Below are 17,649 nucleotides of genomic sequence, written 5' to 3' on the forward strand. Positions count from 1 at the left end.
ACGCTGGCTCCCCACTTCTTCCTCCAATCCCTGAAACTACCGTACCACAAGCTTTTTAGCAGCTTTCAGCCAACTTTTGTCAGTCAACCAGGCCTAGATATTAGTTGGACTTATCACCCTGAGTCCGAAAGAGCCGTTTATGTGTCGCTCCTGCGGAATATGAAGAAAGCGTGACATTTCCCTCGAAAATCAAGCCCACAGATTTATTTAAGTTCAATATACGACTCCTAAATAACTAAAAAATATCAAATTATGCTGGTTTTCTTTATACATGGTGTTGCGACTAGAGATATCAAGTATTCTAATCCACTGATTGAGGGCATTAAGAAAGAATTCATTCAGGCAGATCAAAAATTACCATATTTCTACAGTAGCTTTTGGGGTCATGTCTTCAATGATTTCAATAAGATCTGGAATCAGATTGACAAAGATTTGAACAAACTTGAAAAGAGAAGTCCCAGTACTAACGCAAAGGATGCCTTTCGCTACAGGCAGTTTAGGGAGGGTCTAATTTCAGAGTTTGCAGGTGACATGTTCACCTATATGAATGAGAAGCAAGGTCGTGAGGTAAGGCAACTTATTGCAGATCAACTACGCAAATTTATAGAAAAACATCCAGAAGAAGAGGAAATTCACATTGTTTCTCATTCCTTGGGGACAGTCATTTTATGGGATATCCTGTTCTCAGACAAATTTCAGGAGGACGATCCAGCCCATGTGATTCGAAGCCTAATTTCGGAGACAAAAAGTGGCGTTAAGCCCGAGAGAGCATCTCTCTCAAGCATTACAACTATGGGTTCCCCCATTCTGTTTTTCAATGCCATGCTTGGTATTAATGCACAAGATGTCGAACGTAAAATCCAAGGCTATACTTCGAGAGAAATTAGTTGGATAAACATTATCCATGCTTCTGATGTCATTGCATACCCATTAGGTACAAGCTTAAGCATAGACGATGATAGCCAACTCATCTTCCGTGATCAATTTATAGAAAAAGATGCCAACTTGCTAGAAGCAGCAGCACGTAAGATTGGTCAGCAAGAGGTTGCCCTCATTACAAGTACAGTTGATGCCCACAATAGTTACTGGAAGCTGTTTGAGGTTGCGCAATCTGTATCCAATCAAATTATTAGTCAAATTAAATTGTCTGAAAGGGTGATCACCTTGCTTGAAAAGGTTCCTGGAATGTCTCGTCCTGGTGTAAAGCTTCACTCAAAGGAGGATGTTATTGAGTCATTCGATTTCCGTGATAATAGCGGACGACTTAGGCTGATCAAGAATTTCGCTAACGTGCATCATGTTTACATTTACAGTCCTCAATTCAGATGTATTTTTTCTGGATTTGTAAATTGGATTCACACGGATGCTTTGCTGGAAGAAGTCGAATACATAAAATGGGAGTTTGGGAGGTCTAAGAACCTCAAATTAAAACGCAAATCAGGTCAATAGAATTTAAATGCCAACACAATACGTCGGCTTTTGTCATTGCTAGACACAAATAACCATCTGATTACTATCCAGCCCTGGGAGCAATGTACTGTCTGATGCAATCGCCACGTCAAGTATCTCTACATTCAGCAGAGGAAGCTCAAATCCTCACGATTCCCCACGAGTTCACGCTGCCGGGTACCGAGGTATTACTGCGCAAAGAGGGCGATCGCCTCATTGTCGAGCCGATCAAGCCCTTATCCTTATTGGCACTCCTTGCCACCCTAGAAGGGATACCCGACAATTTCTCAGAAATTGACGAGCGGCTCATTCCTCTGGATGACATTACGTTTTAGCCCTGTAGGTTGGGTTGAGGTCACAAAACCCAACGCTAGCAATGGTTTCGTTGGGTTACGCTATCGCTAAACCAACCTACGACAGAATCAAGGCTCTAAGAGCTTTGTCAGTCAAGCAGCCCTGCTCTCCAATTAGAAAATTAGCTTGCATAAAAAAGAGCTGTTTGACTCAATTGATCAAACAGCTCTTCCGAACATCAACCGATTTCTACCCAGTTGTCGCGAAGCGAATCTTCAGATAGTCGTCTTCCATCTTGGCTCCCGAGGGTTGCAGTGCCGCCAGGGCCTGGGGCAGCACCAGATTGCGGCGATGGTTGCCGATGCGCACATTGAGCTCATCCGCCGACTTGCTCAGCTCGATTTGATCTTTAGGAATACCGGGCAAGTATAGCTCCAGGCTGTAGTTGCCTTCTTCTTGCACCACGCGCAGGGTGGTCTCTTTGTAGTAGACCTGGCTGGGATCTTCGTCGGCGTAGAGGGTTTCTTTCAGCCGCTGAAGCGATTCTAGACCGCAGAGTTCTTCGGCAAACAGGGGCACCTCCTTCACTGGCAGGGGGTGAAAGTTCTCGTGAATTTCGTGCTTGTACTGCTGCTGCTTTTCTTTCATCCGCTGAAAGAAGGGGTCTTGCACCTCGTCGGGAATGATGCGGTTGGCGATCACCAGGTCAGTGCCGACGTTGTAGAGGCTGAGGTAGGCGTGGGCGCGCAGCGATTCTTTGATCACCATTTTTTCGGGGTTGGTGACCAGCCGCACAGAAGTAGTGCCCGCGTCGGTGAGCACTTTCTCTAGTTCGATCAGCTGCTCGTAAAACTCGTAGGGGGCATCCATCACCTCTTTGGTGGGCAGGTTAAAACCCGCCACCGGGCGAAAGAAGGGCTGCACCAGGGGCCGCAGTGCCTCAGACACGGCCTGGAAAGGCTTGTAGAGTTTGCGCATGTACCAGCCCGCCACCTCGGGCAGACTGAGCAGCCGCAGGGCGGTGCCGGTGGGGGCTGAGTCGATGATCAGCACGTCGTACTCGCCTTCGTCGTGGTGGCGCTTCATGCGCACCAGGCTAAAGATCTCATCCATGCCGGGGAGAATGGCCAGCTCTTCGGCCTCGATGCCTTCCAGGCCACGGGCTTGCAGCACGTCGGTGATGTAGCGCTTCACCGCGCCCCAGTTGCCTTCGAGCTCCATCAGGGCGTCGAGTTCTGCGCCCCAGAGGTTGGGCTGCACGAGGCGAGGGTCGTGGCCCAGCTCCATGTCAAAGCTATCGGCCAGGGAGTGGGCCGGGTCGGTGCTCAGCACCAGGGTTTTGTAGCCCAGTTCGGCACAGCGCAAGCCTGTGGCAGCGGCGACTGAGGTTTTGCCGACGCCGCCTTTGCCGGTCATTAACAATACCCGCATGTGGGTGTCCTCGTTTTCCTTATGGTTCCCTATTTCTCTAATCTATAGGGTTTTTAGGGTTTGCGCAGGGCGGGGCGGGGGGCATTTGGCCCGTGATCCCCAAGATTGCTTTATTTTTCTATGCCCAAGGGTTTTAACCGGGGAGCATTGGCTACCGGGGAGTCGATGGGGGATAGGGAGGGTGGAGAGGAGGGATTACGGTAAACCCGCTCATGGGTTGTGAGCACCGTAAACAGGGCGCTTTGGGCTTCGGTAAACCCGCTGGTCTGGGGGCGTTTTCCCCTCTGGGGAGGTGGCGGCGGCTGCCCCACAATCAGGAATGTGAGCGATCGCAGAGACAGTAACTCCTAGCACCGCGCCAATTCCCACCCTCTAAGGACATTGCCCGATGAAAACGGAAACCCCTATGCCAGCGGCCTACAGCACCTTTGTGGAGCAGGTCAACAATGCCCAGGTACAGCGGGTGACGCTGCGGGGCGATTCTCGTCGAGACGGCAAAGCCGAACGCATCGACTATTCCCTCAAGCCCCAGTTTGGTTCCCGTCGCTATACCACCCAGGCGATCGGCTCCACCGATGAGGTGGTGAGTAAGCTCAAGGGGCAGGGAGTGCAGGTGGCGATCGCCCCTGAGCCCCTACCCCCCGCCAGCATTGCCGGGCTGATTATCTCGTCGGGTATGTTGGTAGGGGCGCTGGCGCTGGCGGCAAAATTTAGCAGCGCGGGCGGCGGCGTGGGCACCGCTGTGGGCATGGGCAAGAGCAAAGCCCGCAGCTACGGCAAGAGCAAAACCGGCGTCACCTTTGCCGATGTGGCCGGGGTCGATGAGGCCAAGCAAGAGCTGCAAGAGGTGGTAGATTTTCTCGCCAACGGCGACAAGTACCGCCAGCTGGGGGCCAAAATTCCTAAGGGGGTGCTGCTGGTGGGGCCTCCGGGTACTGGGAAAACTCTGCTGGCCAAGGCGATCGCAGGCGAAGCGGGCGTTCCTTTCCTCAGCATGGCGGGGTCTGAGTTCGTAGAAATGTTTGTGGGCGTGGGCGCTTCCCGCGTGCGCGACCTGTTCAACAAAGCCAAGCGCCAGGCTCCCTGCATCGTCTTCATTGACGAACTGGATGCGGTGGGCAAAACTCGCGGCGGCAACCCCACGGGCGGCAACGACGAGCGCGAGCAAACCCTGAACCAGCTGCTGACCGAGATGGATGGCTTTGACGGCAACGACGGCGTGATTGTGATTGCCGCCACCAACCGGCCCGAGACCCTGGATCCGGCTCTGCGCCGTCCCGGTCGCTTTGACCGCCAGGTGCTGGTCGATCGCCCCGACAAGAGCGGCAGGTTAGCAATTTTGCAGGTGCATGGCCGGGGCATAGCCCTAGGTGAAGAGGTGAATCTGGAGGACATTGCCGCCCAAACCGCTGGCTTTGCCGGGGCCGACCTGGCCAACCTGGTCAATGAAGCGGCCTTGATGGCGGCCCGCCAAAACCGGCAGGCGGTGCTGATGGCCGACTTTATGGAAGCTATTGAGCGGGTGATTGCGGGGCTAGAGAAGCGATCGCGCGTGCTGACCACCACCGAGCGGCAGACCGTGGCCTACCACGAAGTCGGCCATGCCCTGGTGGGAGCGCTGATGCCCGGCAGCAACCGAGTGACCAAAATTTCTATTGTGCCTCGGGGGCTGGGGGCGCTGGGCTACACGCTCCAGATGCCGGAGCATGACCGCTACCTGATGCTCGAAGACGAGCTGCGGGGCCAGCTAGCCACCCTGCTGGGGGGGCGTGCCGCTGAAGAAATTGCCTTTGGCAAGGTCTCGACCGGGGCCAGTGACGACATTCAAAAGGCCACCGACCTGGCGGAGAAAGCCATTACCGAGTACGGCATGAGCACGAGCCTAGGCCCCGTAGCCTTTGCTAGAGCCTCAGCCCAGTTTCTCGACGGCGGCAGCGAGCGCCGATCCACCAGCCCCGGAGTCGCCGCTGAGATCGATAGTCAGGTCAACCAGCTGCTGACGGGCGCTCGTACCGTGGCGATGGAAATCCTGCGGTTAAATCGGGGGCTGATGGAGACAGCCACCCAGATTTTGCTGGAGACCGAGGTGCTAGAGGGCGATCGGCTGACGGCGCTGCTGGGGCAGGCCCAGGCTCCGGCAGCGCTGGAGCGCTGGCTGGCACAGGGGTACAGCGTCGTGTAGCGGCAACCTCATCCCCTCCTTGCCGGGGTAGGGGTGGGTCAATTCTCTGGCCTGAACCCACCCCGCCCTTCGGGCACCCCTCCCAAGAGGGGATGGCCGAACCTGGGGGCTTGCATCCAGGACTTCACCGCAGATCCCATCGTTCTATCGTGGGTAGCCAGTGCTACTGGTGTTCCCGCAGAAGACCCCTGGGATCTTGAGGCGGGATCTTTGCTGTGCCTAGTCGGGTAGTTTGTACTGGCTGACGATGCGTTTGGCAAACTCGGGCACGTGGGCGGCGAGCTTTTGGGGATAGTTGCGCTTGACGTACAAATAGTTGCGGGTGAAGTGGGAGTCGATGGAGAAGCGGGCGTACTCTAGCCCCTTGGGGCCGATGCGCTCGATCACCACGCCCATCAGTTTGGCCGCCCACATGGGCAGAGTCACGGCCTTGTCGTAGGCGGGAATGCTCTGCTGCACGGCGGCTTTGCGATCGCCCACCGACATCACCGGCTGGGTATCGAGCTGATCGATCACCGTGTCGAGCATGGCCTGGCCGCGATCGTTGCGCACCACAATCCACTGCCAGCCAAAGGGGGCACCCATGTAGCCCACCACCAGGTCAGCTAACCCATTCACATAGTCAAAGCAGCTCATGCAGGAAGGGGCGAATACGTCCTTGAGCTGGTTGGTCTTGAGACCAAAGAAGGGCACCGTTTCGGTGGAGCCATCTTCGTGCTTGAAGTGGACGCGAAAATCTTGCATGAACTCGTAGTGAACCACGGTATCGGGCGATCGGCTGGTGGTTTCGAGAAATTTTTGCAGCCCGGCGCGGCTGACGTTATCGACACAGGGAGTGCCCAGCACGTAGAGCTGCTCTAGGCCCAGCTGTTTTTCGACCGCCCGCAGGGCCTGAATCTGGCAGCCAACGCCGATCACTAAGAGGCGCTTCATGCCCGATCGCTCTACCTGCTCTAGCACTGACAGGTTGGGCGATAGGGTGGGCTTGTTGACCCGCGCCGCCAGAATTTCTTCGGGAGTGGTAGCCAGGACGGGCTGGGGCTGGAAGCGATCGGCGTCGGTATTTTGCACGCACACCACCCCTTCCACCAGCCCCTTAGTCAGCATCTCAATGGCAATGGTGCTGACGATCCCCGTCCACTGCGCTCCCTCAATGGGCTGCTGCTTGCGGGCGGCCATCATGTCTTGGTGAACGCCAAAATAGATGTCATCTTCAGCGTCAAGATCGCGGCTGCGCCCGTGGGTCTGGGTCTCTAGAGGCTCAAACTGCTGGTTGAGAAAGGCGCAGGCTTCTTTGACGTAGTGGATGTAGTAGGTGTCGCAAAAGCCGCACTCACTGCAAAGTTCTTTGGCAGGGCGGGTGGCCCCAGGGCGCAGGGCTTTGGCTTTCTTATGGGCAGGCGTGTGGGGAGGCTGGGCCAGGGTCATAGGATGGGCGGGCAGGGGTGACAACGACTGTCTTTCACCATACCGCACGGGTTTGGGGCAACTGGAGCGATCGCGCCAAATATTACGAAACATATCGGCAGGCCTGGGCATGCCCACCGGTTTGAGCCGCGATCGCCCCGAGGGCGTGCCATCAATTACAACAATTACCACCAAACCCTTGTGGGATCAGCCCTGCCACGCCCGCCCCAGACCACAGACTAGGGGCTGTAACCTTTGGTTCATACGCGACTAATTGATGACAGCCCCTAGGGCAGACGGCACTCCGGCCTTAAATCGCCCTAAAATTGCCCTAAAGCTAGGCTAAATCTTTCCTTTCTAGGGGAATGGCTGGGATCTGGCGGCGATTGCCCGGCAGCTTGCGGTGGCCAAATCCATATAAAGCCCCCACATTCCCATCGGGTAGGGTGCCCCAGCACCGCCCGATTGCGGGTTAAATGGAATAAGGCATCAGCAAAAACTATATCCAGCCCCAAGCCGATCCTGTGCAGTCGGCGCAGTCGGCAAACCTCAGGGTTTGAGCTTGGAGATTAGTCAATGCGGCCACGCAAACAGGTTTACCGCTGTGATGATCTGCTGCCTTAACCCCCACTGTACCCAGCCCAACCACGCTACCCTGGCAGCGGTATGCCCCACCTGCGGCAGCCCCCTAGAGAAACGGCTGCGGGGTCGCTACCGCCCGCTCAAGCTGATTGGCCGGGGCGGCTTTGGGCGCACCTACTTCGCTCTAGATGTCGATCGCCTCAACAGCCGCTGCGTAATCAAGCAGTTTGCCCCCCAGACCCAGGGCACCAAATCATTTCTCAAGGCGGTGCAGCTGTTTGAGCAAGAGGCCGTGCGGCTCCATGAGCTGGGCGAGCACCCGCAGATTCCTACCCTGCTGGCCTATTTTGAGCAAAACAAATATCTCTACCTGGTGCAGCAGATGGTGCAGGGGCGCACCCTATACCAGGAGATTGCCGCCCAGGCCGCCTACAGTGAGGGCAGCATTCGCCAACTGCTCGAAGATCTGCTGCCGGTGCTCCAGTTTATCCACGACCAAGGCGTCATTCACCGCGACATTACCCCTTCTAACATCATTCGTCGCAAGGCTGACCAAAAGCCGGTGCTGATCGACTTTGGGGTGGCCAAACAGTTTAGCGAGGCGATTCGCTACGAGCAAGGCACCCGCATTGGCACTGAGGGCTACGCCCCCATTGAGCAACTCCGCAGTGGTCAGGCCTACCCCTCTAGCGACCTGTATAGCCTGGGGGCCACCTGCCTGCACCTGCTCACTGGCCGCAAACCCGAAGATCTCTACAGCCCCCAGGAAGGTCGCTGGCTGTGGCAAGAGCACCTAGCGAGTCAGGGCCGCACCCTGCACCCAGGCCTGGCCAACTTGCTAAATGACCTCACCCAAGACTTGGTTAGCGATCGTTACCAAACTGCCCAAGATGCTCTGAGCGATCTACAACGGCTACCTAAGTTAGAAGGAGCGGTACCCGGCTGGGTCTCTAGCCAGGCGGAGCAGAGTCTATTTGTTGGGCTCACCCAACCACCCCTCAGCGGGCCAAAAAAAGGTGCTGGCATGGCGATGCCCACCACCGCCCTACCCCGAGAGATAGAACCACCGACCTCTGGTCAACCATCCCCGCCCCAGCTAGAGTCTCAATCAGCGCCGACCCAACCTCGCTCAGGTCAGGCTGCCCGCGCTCGTCAGTCTCGTCAGCCGCTTCCCCCTGGGCCAATTGGGCTGCCCTCGACGGGGGCAGCGGTCTCAGGGGGCGATCGGGCAGCGGCAGTTGCTTCTGGGTCTCCTAGGTCAAGACCCGCGACAGGAAGCCGTGGCTGGCAACCCCTGAGAACCTTGACTGGTCACCAGTCCTGGGTTACCGCTGTGGCCTTTAACCCGCAGCAGCCCATTCTCGCTAGCGGTGGCCTAGACGATACCCTGCGCCTGTGGAACTGGCAAACCGGGGATCTGTTGCACTCGTTCAAGGGCCATGCCCGGGGGGTCAATGCTGTCGCCTTTGATCGCCGGGGGCAGCTGCTGGTGAGCTGTGGAGACGACGCCACCATCAAAGTGTGGCACCTCAGCGATGGCACCCTGCGCCATACCCTCCAGGGCCATCTCCGCGATGTGACGGCGATCGCTTTGGGCAGCAGCGGCAATCTGCTAGCCAGCGCCAGCGAAGACGGCACCCTCAAACTGTGGGATCTCAGCCAGGGCACCCTGCTCAAAACCATTGCCGGGTCGGCGGGTATGCTCAAAACCGTGGCCCTGGCCAATGGCGATCAGCGGCTGATCAGCGGCGGGTTCGACAACACCGTGCGCCTGTGGGATGTGCAAACCGCCAGCACTCTCCAGGTGCTCACGGGGCATACCAACACCGTCAACCAGGTGGCCCTCAGCCCCGACGGCAGCCTGATCGCCAGCGCTAGCAAAGACCGCACCATTCGCCTGTGGGATGTGGCCACCGGCACCCTGCTCCGCACCCTCCAGGGGCACAGTCAAGAGGTGAATACCGTCGCCTTTTTTCCCACTGGACAGCGCCTGGTGAGCGGTGGCAGTGACGGCACCCTGCGCCTGTGGCACCCCCAGAGCGGCGTACTACAAGAGACCCTGTCGGCCCACGTCAACCCCGTACATCAGGCGGCGATCCAGGTCGGCGGCAAGGTGCTCTGTAGTGCCAGCTCTGACAAGAGCCTCAAGCTGTGGCAGTGGATGGGGTGAGGGGGTGGATGGGTGTGCAAGCCAAAATCACCAACCCAAACTCTAAACTTGGCGGAATTGGCTAAATGGGCTTGGAAGTGAGCACTAGCCTCAGCTTGGCGTGAATCAAGTTGAGCTGTGCCATGCCCAGATCGACATCGCCCTCGACCACTACGCCAGTGTCTAGCAGGCGATCGAGCAGCTCTAAAATGGTAGGGCTCTGGTTTTTGGTGCCAGGGTAGTAGTGGCCTTCCCTCGGTAGCAGGGTGCCAATTTCCCCTAGATCAATGTTTAGATCGGCGGGGTCAACGTCGAATATTTCGCACATGCTGACCACCTGCTCCTCCAGCTTTCGCAGGCTATCAGCGGCGCGCTCTAGGTCAGCGTCGCTGAGATCATTCGATTCCATGCGACGAATCACCTGGGCTTCCATGAGCTGGCGCACCAGCTCAATGACGGTGAGCAGCAGGGGCGCTAGGCCCGCATCACTTTTTGTGGTGGGCTGTAGCGCCACACTGGGCAAGGCATCTAGGTCGGTGTGGTCAGTGGTCATAGCCTCAGTCTAGTGCATCTTTCTAGGGGCAAGTCTATAGCCAGCCACTGCTGGGAGAGGCATAACCCCTGGTGGGCGGGGCTAGGGGGTGAGGCTCTGATCGTCGTCTTGGCTGACGGTGTAGCGGTTGCGGCCCTGGGCCTTGGCCTTGTATAGCGCTAGGTCAGCGCGGTGAATCAGCTCACGGGGAGAGTGCTCTTTGATGGTGGGGCGGTGGCACACCAGGCCAAAGCTGAGGGTCAAGACAGGGCTGACTTCAGAGTAAGCATGGGGCAGATTTTGGGCGGCGATCGCCCCCTGCACCTGTTCTACAATCTGTACCGCACCCTCTAGGGTGGTGTCGGGCAGCAGCAGCACAAACTCTTCGCCGCCATAGCGGGCCGCCATGTCGCCAGGTCGGCGCACTACGGCATTGAGCACCTGGGCCACCTGGCGCAGACAGTCATCCCCAGCCAGATGGCCGTAGTTGTCGTTGTAGGGTTTGAAATAGTCAATGTCGCAGAGAATCAGCGCGATCGACTGCTGCTGACGCCGAGCCCGCTGCCACTCTAGATCGAGAGCCTGATCAAAACTGTGGCGATTGGCAATTTGGGTCAGGCCGTCGATGGTGGCCAGCCGTTTGAGTTCGGTGTTGAGCAGCTGTAGCTTTTGGTTGAGCTCTGCCTGGGTGGCCTCAGCCTGTTTGCGATCGGTAATGTCGCGCACGATGATCAATGCTTCGGTGTCATTTAGGGGCACCACCCGCGACTCTTCGTAGTGCAGCTTGCCGTTTAGCTCTAGGGCGTGCTCGTAGCGCTGCCGGGTGCCCGTGGCTAGGGCCAGCCGCACGTAGTGCATCCGTCGGTCGGCTAGGTCTTGCGGAAAGTTGACGTAGACCGACTGGCGCTGGTCAACAGAAATATGCCCGTAGAGGTTAATTTCGCCCCCAGAAATTAGGTTGAGAATGTAGCCATCGCCATTGATCCGCATGAGCAAATCGGGAATGGCCTCTAGGATAATTTGCTGGGTGGCTTGGTGATCTCTCAGCGCCAGCTCAGCTAGTTTGCGATCGCTAATATCCTGTACATAGCCCCACATCGACAGTACGTTGCCGTCGCTGTCGTAGCGCAGATAGTTGAAGTCAGCGCACCAGCGATACTCGCCATCGGCGTGGCGCAGGCGATATTCTTGAGCAAAGTAAGGGGTTTGGGCCGCGATAAAAACCTCCATTTCTTCAGTCACGCGGGCCAAATCGTCGGGATGGATCAACTCCGCTGGCAGAATTTGCCTGGAGGTCAAGATTTCTGGGTCGTACCCGAACTGAGTTTTGACATTGGGGGAGACATACTCCAGCGGCATGCCCTCGGAGAGGCTCCACCTGACCAGCACCATCGGCCCCTCCATGAACAAATCTCGTTCTTCTTGGAGGGTTTGTTCAGCCTGTTTGCGTTCGGCCTCAAGTTTGGCCCGCTCGGTAATGTCTAAGCTGGTGCCGTCAATGCGTATAGGCCGACCGGCATCGTCGCGCACTAGACTGGCCTGGCCCCGCACCCAGCGCATCTCGCCATCGGCTCTAAAGATGCGGTACTCCCGATCGATTTTTTGATCTTGCAGTAGGGCCTGCACATCGGCCATGAGCAGTGGCCGATCGTCGGGATGAATGCAGCTAAACCACAGGTTAGCATCGGCTAAAAACGCTCCTGGACTATGGCCGTAGAGGGCTTCAGCGGCAGCATTGACGTAGATCGTCTCAAGGGTTTCGGGATGTACTGACCAGACAACGCAGTCTAAAGAGTTGAGGATGCTCTCTGTGCGCTGCTGCTGCGATCGCAGTTCGGCCTCGGTCTGCTCTAGTTTCTCAGCGCTGCTGATGACCCACTGCTCTAGCTGGCGAGAGAGGGCGTCGCGTTCGGCCTCGGCCCGCTTGCGATCGGTAATGTCGCGCAAAATCGACAGGTGGTAGTTGGGGTAAACGTGGGCCGTAGCCGAAAATTCCACCGCTTTAACGACCCCATTGAGGAGCACCAGCTGCTGCTCGCCTTGGCCTTGCCCCTGGGTCAAAAAATGCTGCCAGACGCCATCAAAATCTACGCCAGGGTGCAAAAAATCACTGATCCGCCGCCCCACCACGGCCTGCCGGGGTAAGTCAAGGAGCTTACAGGCCGCTGGGTTAGCATCTCGGTAATAGCCATCATTATCGGCAATCAGCATGGCATCTAGAGCTGTTTCAAACAGCTTGATCCACGGCAAGCCCTGAACCACCGCCAGCTTTTTGGCCACGGCCCCAGGGGCGTCTACAGCAGAGTCGCTGGTGGTGGACTCGGCCATAGACGGTTTTGGCGTAAGGGATGGCTCAGGGTCAGCGGGAGAAGGCATGGGGTGCCGAGGAACGAGTGACGCAGGTTTCAAGCAGAGTCAGCCCATGGTCTAAACGGCTCTAAAAGCTGCCTAGAAAATGAGCTGATCCCGGACGTAAATCTATGGTTATCATGCCCCGATCGCTGGGGCAGCGTATAGCCTATCAGTCTTATTTTCAGCCTCTAGGAAGTGAGTAGTGATAGACGCGGGCAACGCCCCTTACCTTTTTAAGCTGAGAGCAGGGTCTTGCCCATCACTCCCCTGAGAAATCACTCCCCTGAAGGGGCAGTTGTTGGTCTAGGGCATGCAGCAGAAGGGTGTAGTCTGCCTCGCTGTTGACGGAGAACCGCTGCCACTGACCATCTGCTTTCAAATCGGCAAAGAGCCCCGCCAAATCGTAGTGAAAATGGAGAAATGCTACCGATTTGAGATAAAACCGCCCTGCCCCCTTCTCGGTGAGGGGCGGCACCCGTCGACGCACTTGATCGAGCAGTGGGGCCAGCTGGGTCAGAGTCTTGCTGTCTGCATGCTTCATTGCGGTCAACCCCTGGGCGAGCTGTTTACTATAGAACCATAGGATTTGCCGTTGCTGCGATCTCTGCCTCTGCTGTGCAAAATCTTCGCCTTCAGGCCTACATCACCCTCAGGTTAACCGCCCACCGGCTGTGGGAGGCCGCCACCACCTGGCCTCAGCTCCACGATTGGCTAGTGGCCGCTGGCCTGACAGCCACCCTGGGGCTAGTGGCAGTGCCGGTGGGGCTACTGAGCCACTTTCTCACCTTTACTCTGGCCGATGTCTCGTGGGTCGATAGCCTGCGGTTGGCAGCTCGGGTGATGGTGGTGCCAGCCCTACTTGAAGAAGGCTTTTGGCGAGTGCTGCTGCTGCCCCACCCGACCGAGATTATGAGCGATCGCAAGCGCTGGCGACTAGGTTTGCCGATATTAGGTCTGTTTGTGGTCATGCACCCGCTCAACGCCATGACCCTCTACCCGACTGGGTTTACTACCTTCACTAACCCCGTGTTTTTGCTGTCGGCGGCTCTGCTGGGGTTGATCTGCACTGCCGCCTACTGGAAGTCGGGTTCTCTGTGGGTCGTGGCCGCCATGCATTGGCTGGTGGTCACGGTGTGGCTGCTGTTTTTGGGTGGCTACAGTGCTCTGCAACTCTAGTATTTCTCAATTTTTATAACGGCTCAGGGGGCGATCTGTAGTTTCACTTGGCGATAGTGAACCCTAAGCCTGGGGAATCTTAAACACCTCCCCACCGTTGCTGTCGGCCCCCGCCGTTATCCGAGTAATGCCCATGAATGACTTCTTTAAAGGCTTTGAGCAACTGCTCGAACTGGCCAAAACCCTCGAAGAAAAGGCCGAAAGCGGCGAGCTAAAAACCAACGTGCAGATCAACGCTCGCAGCCTCAGCAGCATTCCCCGCCAGGGCAACATCCCCGACATCGGCGTCAGCCGCATGAACCGCAACAGCGGAGATAACACCCCCACCAACGATCCCGCCGTCGAAGAAGTCATCATCACCCCACCCCCCACTGGCGACGTCTCACCTCCATCTCCCTCCTCCTCGTCCCCATCCTCCCCCTCCCCCTCATCTCCCCGCCACCCCACCATGGGCGATGTCGGCGGCCTCTCAGCCACCCTGCAAGAGCTGCGCGAACTGGTAGAAATCCCCCTTAAGCGGCCCGACGTGCTGGCCAAGCTAGGCCTAGAGCCCACCCGGGGCGTGCTGCTGGTCGGCCCCCCCGGCACCGGCAAAACCCTGACGGCCCGCTCCCTAGCCGAAGATCTGGGCGTCAACTACATTGCGATCGTCGGCCCCGAGGTAATGGGCAAATACTACGGCGAGGCCGAGCAGCGGCTGCGGGCAATTTTTGAAAAGGCCAAGAAAGCGGCCCCCTGCCTGGTGTTCATCGACGAGATCGACAGCCTCGCCCCCGATCGCAGCAAAGTCGAGGGCGAAGTCGAAAAGCGCCTAGTCGCCACCCTGCTAGGCCTGATGGATGGCTTTGCCCAGACCAAGGGCGTGATTGTGCTCGCCGCCACCAACCGGCCCGACCACATCGACCCCGCTCTGCGCCGCCCCGGTCGCTTCGATCGCGAGGTGCAGTTCCGGGTGCCCGATCGCGCTGGTCGCCTCGAAATTCTCCAGATTCAAACCCGCGATATGCCTCTGGCTGGGGTGAATTTGGATGCGATCGCCGATCTGTCGGTGGGCATGGTGGGGGCCGACCTCAAGGCCCTCTGCCAAAAAGCCGCCTACTTTGCCTTGCGCCGCCAGGTGCCCGATCTAGCTGGCCCTGTACCCGACACCATGACCCTGGTGCAAGACGACTTTTTGCAGGCGATTAAAGCGATCAAGCCCTCGGTGCTGCGATCGGTGGAGGTCGAGTCGCCTGCGATCGCCTGGGACGACATCGGCGGCCTAGAGAGTGTCAAGCAAACCCTACAAGAGTCGGTCGAAGGAGCGCTGCTCTACCCCGAGCTCTACGCCCAGACCGGGGCCAAAGCCCCGCGCGGCCTGCTGCTCTGGGGGCCTCCGGGCACCGGCAAAACCCTGCTGGCCAAGGCCGTCGCCGCCCAGGCCCGTGCCAATTTCATCGCCGTCAACGGGCCAGAACTGCTGAGCCGCTGGGTGGGGGCCGCTGAGCAAGCGGTGCGGGAGCTGTTTGCCAAGGCCCGCCAGGCCGCGCCCTGTGTAGTCTTCATCGACGAGATCGACACCCTGGTGCCAGCCCGAGGGCAGTACCAGGGCGACTCTGGGGTGAGCGATCGCGTCGTCGGGCAGCTGCTCACCGAGCTGGATGGTCTGCAAGGCTGCACCAACGTGCTGCTGATCGGGGCCACCAACCGCCCCAGCGCCCTCGACCCCGCCATTCTGCGGGCTGGTCGGATTGACCTACAGCTGGAGATTGGTCTGCCTGACGCGGCGGGACGGCTGGCAATTTTGCAGGTGCACAACAGCGATCGCCCCCTAGAGGCCGTAGACCTCAACCACTGGGCCAGCCTTACCGATGGCTGGAACGGGGCTGATCTGGCCCTGCTCAGCAATCAGGCCGCCCTAGAGGCAGTACGCGAATACCGCGCCCAGGGCATGGCCGATCCCAGCCAACTTCGCATTGCCCACCACCACTGGCAGCAAGCCCACCAGGCCATTCTCAGCCAGCGCACCTCGGTGGCCAATCGGGGATGAGCTGGCAAAACGCCAAAACCGAGTTTCTGCTGAAATGTCTCGGTATGACCTGGGGCTTGGGTTCATCAACCCGGTTTTTGTGCCCGCGATCTAGGGGCCGCCATCAATTAGTTGCGTCTGGCCCAAGCATCAAAAGTTACAGCCCCTAGCCTGTTGTCTGGGCAGGCGTGGCAAGGCTGAGCCCACAAGGGGTTTGGTTGTAATTGATGACCCGCCCTAGCCAGATTCGGTAAAGATAACCTCAGAGTTGCGCAGCCGCTTGTAGGTGCGGTAGCGGTCGTAGATGTCTCGATTAGAGAAAAAGAACAGCGAAACCGCCTCCCACAGAAACACCCAGCCGCCAATAAACAGTCCTTCAGTCAGCACCGAGGTAAAAATATTGCTGTCCAATGGTTCAGCCAGTCGGGCCACCAAAAGCGTTCCTAAACCCGCTAAAACATAACGACCGGTGCGGGCGTTGATCAGTCGCAGTTCTTTTCTCAGCAGGTAGAGTTTAAAGTCAACGCTGTTTCTCAACCCGGCTCTGACCTCCTGCTCCATGGCTTCGTCGCGGCTGCCAGGGGGCAGGGTAAAACACACCTCAAGGTCATATTTTTCAGGAATTTCGTCAGCGCTGCTTTCTAAATAAAATTGCAAATCTGGGTCGAGTTCTCGCCGCTTAAAGGGAGCTGGATCCCATTCACTAAAAATATCGGTGTATTGGTCGAGGGCAGCTTCGATCATGTAGGCGTTATTCGCCTCATCGATCGCATAGACTTGGCTGAACAACTCTTCTTTTAGGGCCATGGCAGCCTCAGATCCATAAATTAGCTTGGTGATCCAGAGCAGGATTAGCTGTGGTTGCTAGTTATAGCCCAACGATATAGGAAGGGGGTAGGAACACAGACCGCGCTCAAACTGCGGTGAGGTTGAGAGAGGAGCTTGGGCGTAGGCGATCGCCCCCTAGGCCGTCATTTGCTGGGCGATCAGACGGGCTAGCTGCGGTAATATTTGCCGATTTTGGCTGTGTTGCGATCCCTCTATGAAGGCCACCAGCAGACTAGGGGCACCACTGGGCAGCTCAAAGTAGGCAGCATCGTGGCGCACGCGGCTGGTAAACCCTGCCTTGCTATAAAATCGGCTGCCCGGTGGTAGACCGGCGCCCAAAAAGCCCGTCACCTGGTCTTCTTCACCGGGGGCTGGGGATCGCTCAGGCAGAGTGCGCGCCATCAGGTCGAGCATGGCCTGGGAACGGGCCGCCGATACTGCTACCCCTCCGGCAATGCTGTGGATCAGCCGCGCCACGGCGTTAGTGGTCAGCATATTCCGGTTGTCGTATTGCTCACCCACAAAGGCCCGCTCGCGGCCATAGGGGCCATCGCCCCAGGGTTTTTGGTTCATATTGACTCCTTCCAGCTCTGGCCAATCAATCGACTGAAAGAAGCGGTTGACGATATTGCGCTGATGACACCAGGTGGCAAAGGGGCCGGGGGGTAGATCGGGGCCGCTGGTGGTACCGCTGAGCACATCGACCACCAACGAAGTCGCATCATTACTAGAGTCGACAATCATATCTTTGAGCGCCCGGTCTAGCTCTGTCGATGGGGCGATCATGCCCTGCTCTAGCCACTCGTGGGCCGCCACCAGGTAAAACAGCTTTACCACGCTGGCCGGGTAGATCAGCTCGACGCCGCGATAGCTCGCCCCCCGAGGGCGGTGCTGCCAAAAATCTGTGGCCGTAAGAGCACCGCCAGTATTGACAATATAGGGCGGGTCGTAGACCACCCAGGTGACGGCTAGCTGGGTCGGAGCCAGGGCAAACTCGGCCCGCAGTTGATCAATGATTTGATCAAGGGTGGTTTGGAGGGCAGAGTCAGAGGCAAAAAAAAATGTCATAGCCAGCGCTGTGTTCTTGATAACCGTCTGTTGATCAAATCATCCTTCACCATGGCGGTGGATGTGTAGAAGCAGACCCAGATATCTGATCTATAACCTGAGTTCGACAACGAGTGAAGTGCAGAAAGAAAGGCTGAGGGTTACGCTCAAAGTGTTGAATTCTAAGCACCTCAGCCATGTCTTTGAGTCTA

At 57.6% G+C, this 17,649-nt stretch carries 13 protein-coding genes; 6 read left to right on the forward strand and 7 right to left on the reverse strand.

The window, feature by feature from the left end; genetic code table 11:
* Positions 1-252: 252 nt before the first annotated feature.
* Positions 253-1,449: a hypothetical protein gene (locus tag AC0QKW_RS00575; protein ID WP_473149128.1), complete on the forward strand. Its 1,197-nt coding sequence runs from the start codon at positions 253-255 to the stop codon at positions 1,447-1,449.
* 95 nt (positions 1,450-1,544) lie between these two features.
* Positions 1,545-1,784, forward strand: a complete 240-nt coding sequence (locus AC0QKW_RS00580) for an antitoxin (RefSeq protein ID WP_473149129.1) — start codon at positions 1,545-1,547, stop codon at positions 1,782-1,784.
* Between the two features lie 208 nt (positions 1,785-1,992).
* On the opposite strand, the gene AC0QKW_RS00585 is transcribed toward AC0QKW_RS00580, so the two are convergent.
* Entirely contained in the window at positions 1,993-3,174 is a 1,182-nt protein-coding gene (locus AC0QKW_RS00585; RefSeq protein WP_473149130.1) for a TRC40/GET3/ArsA family transport-energizing ATPase, read from the reverse strand.
* 388 nt (positions 3,175-3,562) lie between these two features.
* On the opposite strand from AC0QKW_RS00585, the gene ftsH reads away from it, so the two are divergent.
* Complete coding sequence (ftsH, locus tag AC0QKW_RS00590; RefSeq protein ID WP_473149131.1) at positions 3,563-5,356, forward strand: ATP-dependent zinc metalloprotease FtsH; 1,794 nt, start codon at positions 3,563-3,565, stop codon at positions 5,354-5,356.
* Between the two features lie 219 nt (positions 5,357-5,575).
* Here the strand turns inward: ftsH and AC0QKW_RS00595 are convergent, their stop codons facing one another.
* A complete protein-coding gene (locus tag AC0QKW_RS00595) occupies positions 5,576-6,784 on the reverse strand; it encodes a Coenzyme F420 hydrogenase/dehydrogenase, beta subunit C-terminal domain (protein WP_473149139.1) in 1,209 nt (402 codons plus the stop codon).
* Positions 6,785-7,370: 586 nt separating this feature from the next.
* On the opposite strand from AC0QKW_RS00595, the gene AC0QKW_RS00600 reads away from it, so the two are divergent.
* Entirely contained in the window at positions 7,371-9,515 is a 2,145-nt protein-coding gene (locus AC0QKW_RS00600) for a protein kinase domain-containing protein (protein WP_473149140.1), read from the forward strand.
* A gap of 61 nt (positions 9,516-9,576) precedes the next feature.
* On the opposite strand, the gene AC0QKW_RS00605 is transcribed toward AC0QKW_RS00600, so the two are convergent.
* From AC0QKW_RS00605 to AC0QKW_RS00615, 3 genes are all read right to left on the reverse strand, one after another.
* Positions 9,577-10,047, reverse strand: coding sequence for a gas vesicle protein K (locus AC0QKW_RS00605; RefSeq protein WP_473149132.1), 471 nt, complete (start codon positions 10,045-10,047; stop codon positions 9,577-9,579).
* 81 nt (positions 10,048-10,128) lie between these two features.
* Positions 10,129-12,354 (reverse strand): diguanylate cyclase domain-containing protein, encoded by a 2,226-nt coding sequence (locus AC0QKW_RS00610; protein WP_473149133.1) that lies wholly within the window; start codon positions 12,352-12,354, stop codon positions 10,129-10,131.
* Positions 12,355-12,637: 283 nt separating this feature from the next.
* Positions 12,638-12,919: a hypothetical protein gene (locus AC0QKW_RS00615; protein ID WP_473149134.1), complete on the reverse strand. Its 282-nt coding sequence runs from the start codon at positions 12,917-12,919 to the stop codon at positions 12,638-12,640.
* Between the two features lie 74 nt (positions 12,920-12,993).
* On the opposite strand from AC0QKW_RS00615, the gene AC0QKW_RS00620 reads away from it, so the two are divergent.
* Together AC0QKW_RS00620 and AC0QKW_RS00625 are read left to right on the forward strand one after the other, a co-directional pair.
* On the forward strand, positions 12,994-13,554 hold the full coding sequence (locus AC0QKW_RS00620; RefSeq protein WP_473149135.1) for a CPBP family glutamic-type intramembrane protease: 561 nt from the start codon (positions 12,994-12,996) through the stop codon (positions 13,552-13,554).
* Positions 13,555-13,687: 133 nt separating this feature from the next.
* Positions 13,688-15,583: an AAA family ATPase gene (locus AC0QKW_RS00625; protein WP_473149136.1), complete on the forward strand. Its 1,896-nt coding sequence runs from the start codon at positions 13,688-13,690 to the stop codon at positions 15,581-15,583.
* Between the two features lie 216 nt (positions 15,584-15,799).
* Here the strand turns inward: AC0QKW_RS00625 and AC0QKW_RS00630 are convergent, their stop codons facing one another.
* The gene (locus AC0QKW_RS00630; RefSeq protein WP_473149137.1) at positions 15,800-16,369 is read right to left on the reverse strand and encodes a hypothetical protein; all 570 of its coding nucleotides are present in this window, start codon (positions 16,367-16,369) and stop codon (positions 15,800-15,802) included.
* A 156-nt stretch (positions 16,370-16,525) separates the two neighbouring features.
* Positions 16,526-17,458, reverse strand: coding sequence for a serine hydrolase (locus AC0QKW_RS00635; protein WP_473149138.1), 933 nt, complete (start codon positions 17,456-17,458; stop codon positions 16,526-16,528).
* Positions 17,459-17,649 lie beyond the last annotated feature (191 nt).

The organism is Pseudanabaena sp. PCC 9330 (genome assembly GCF_055795045.1).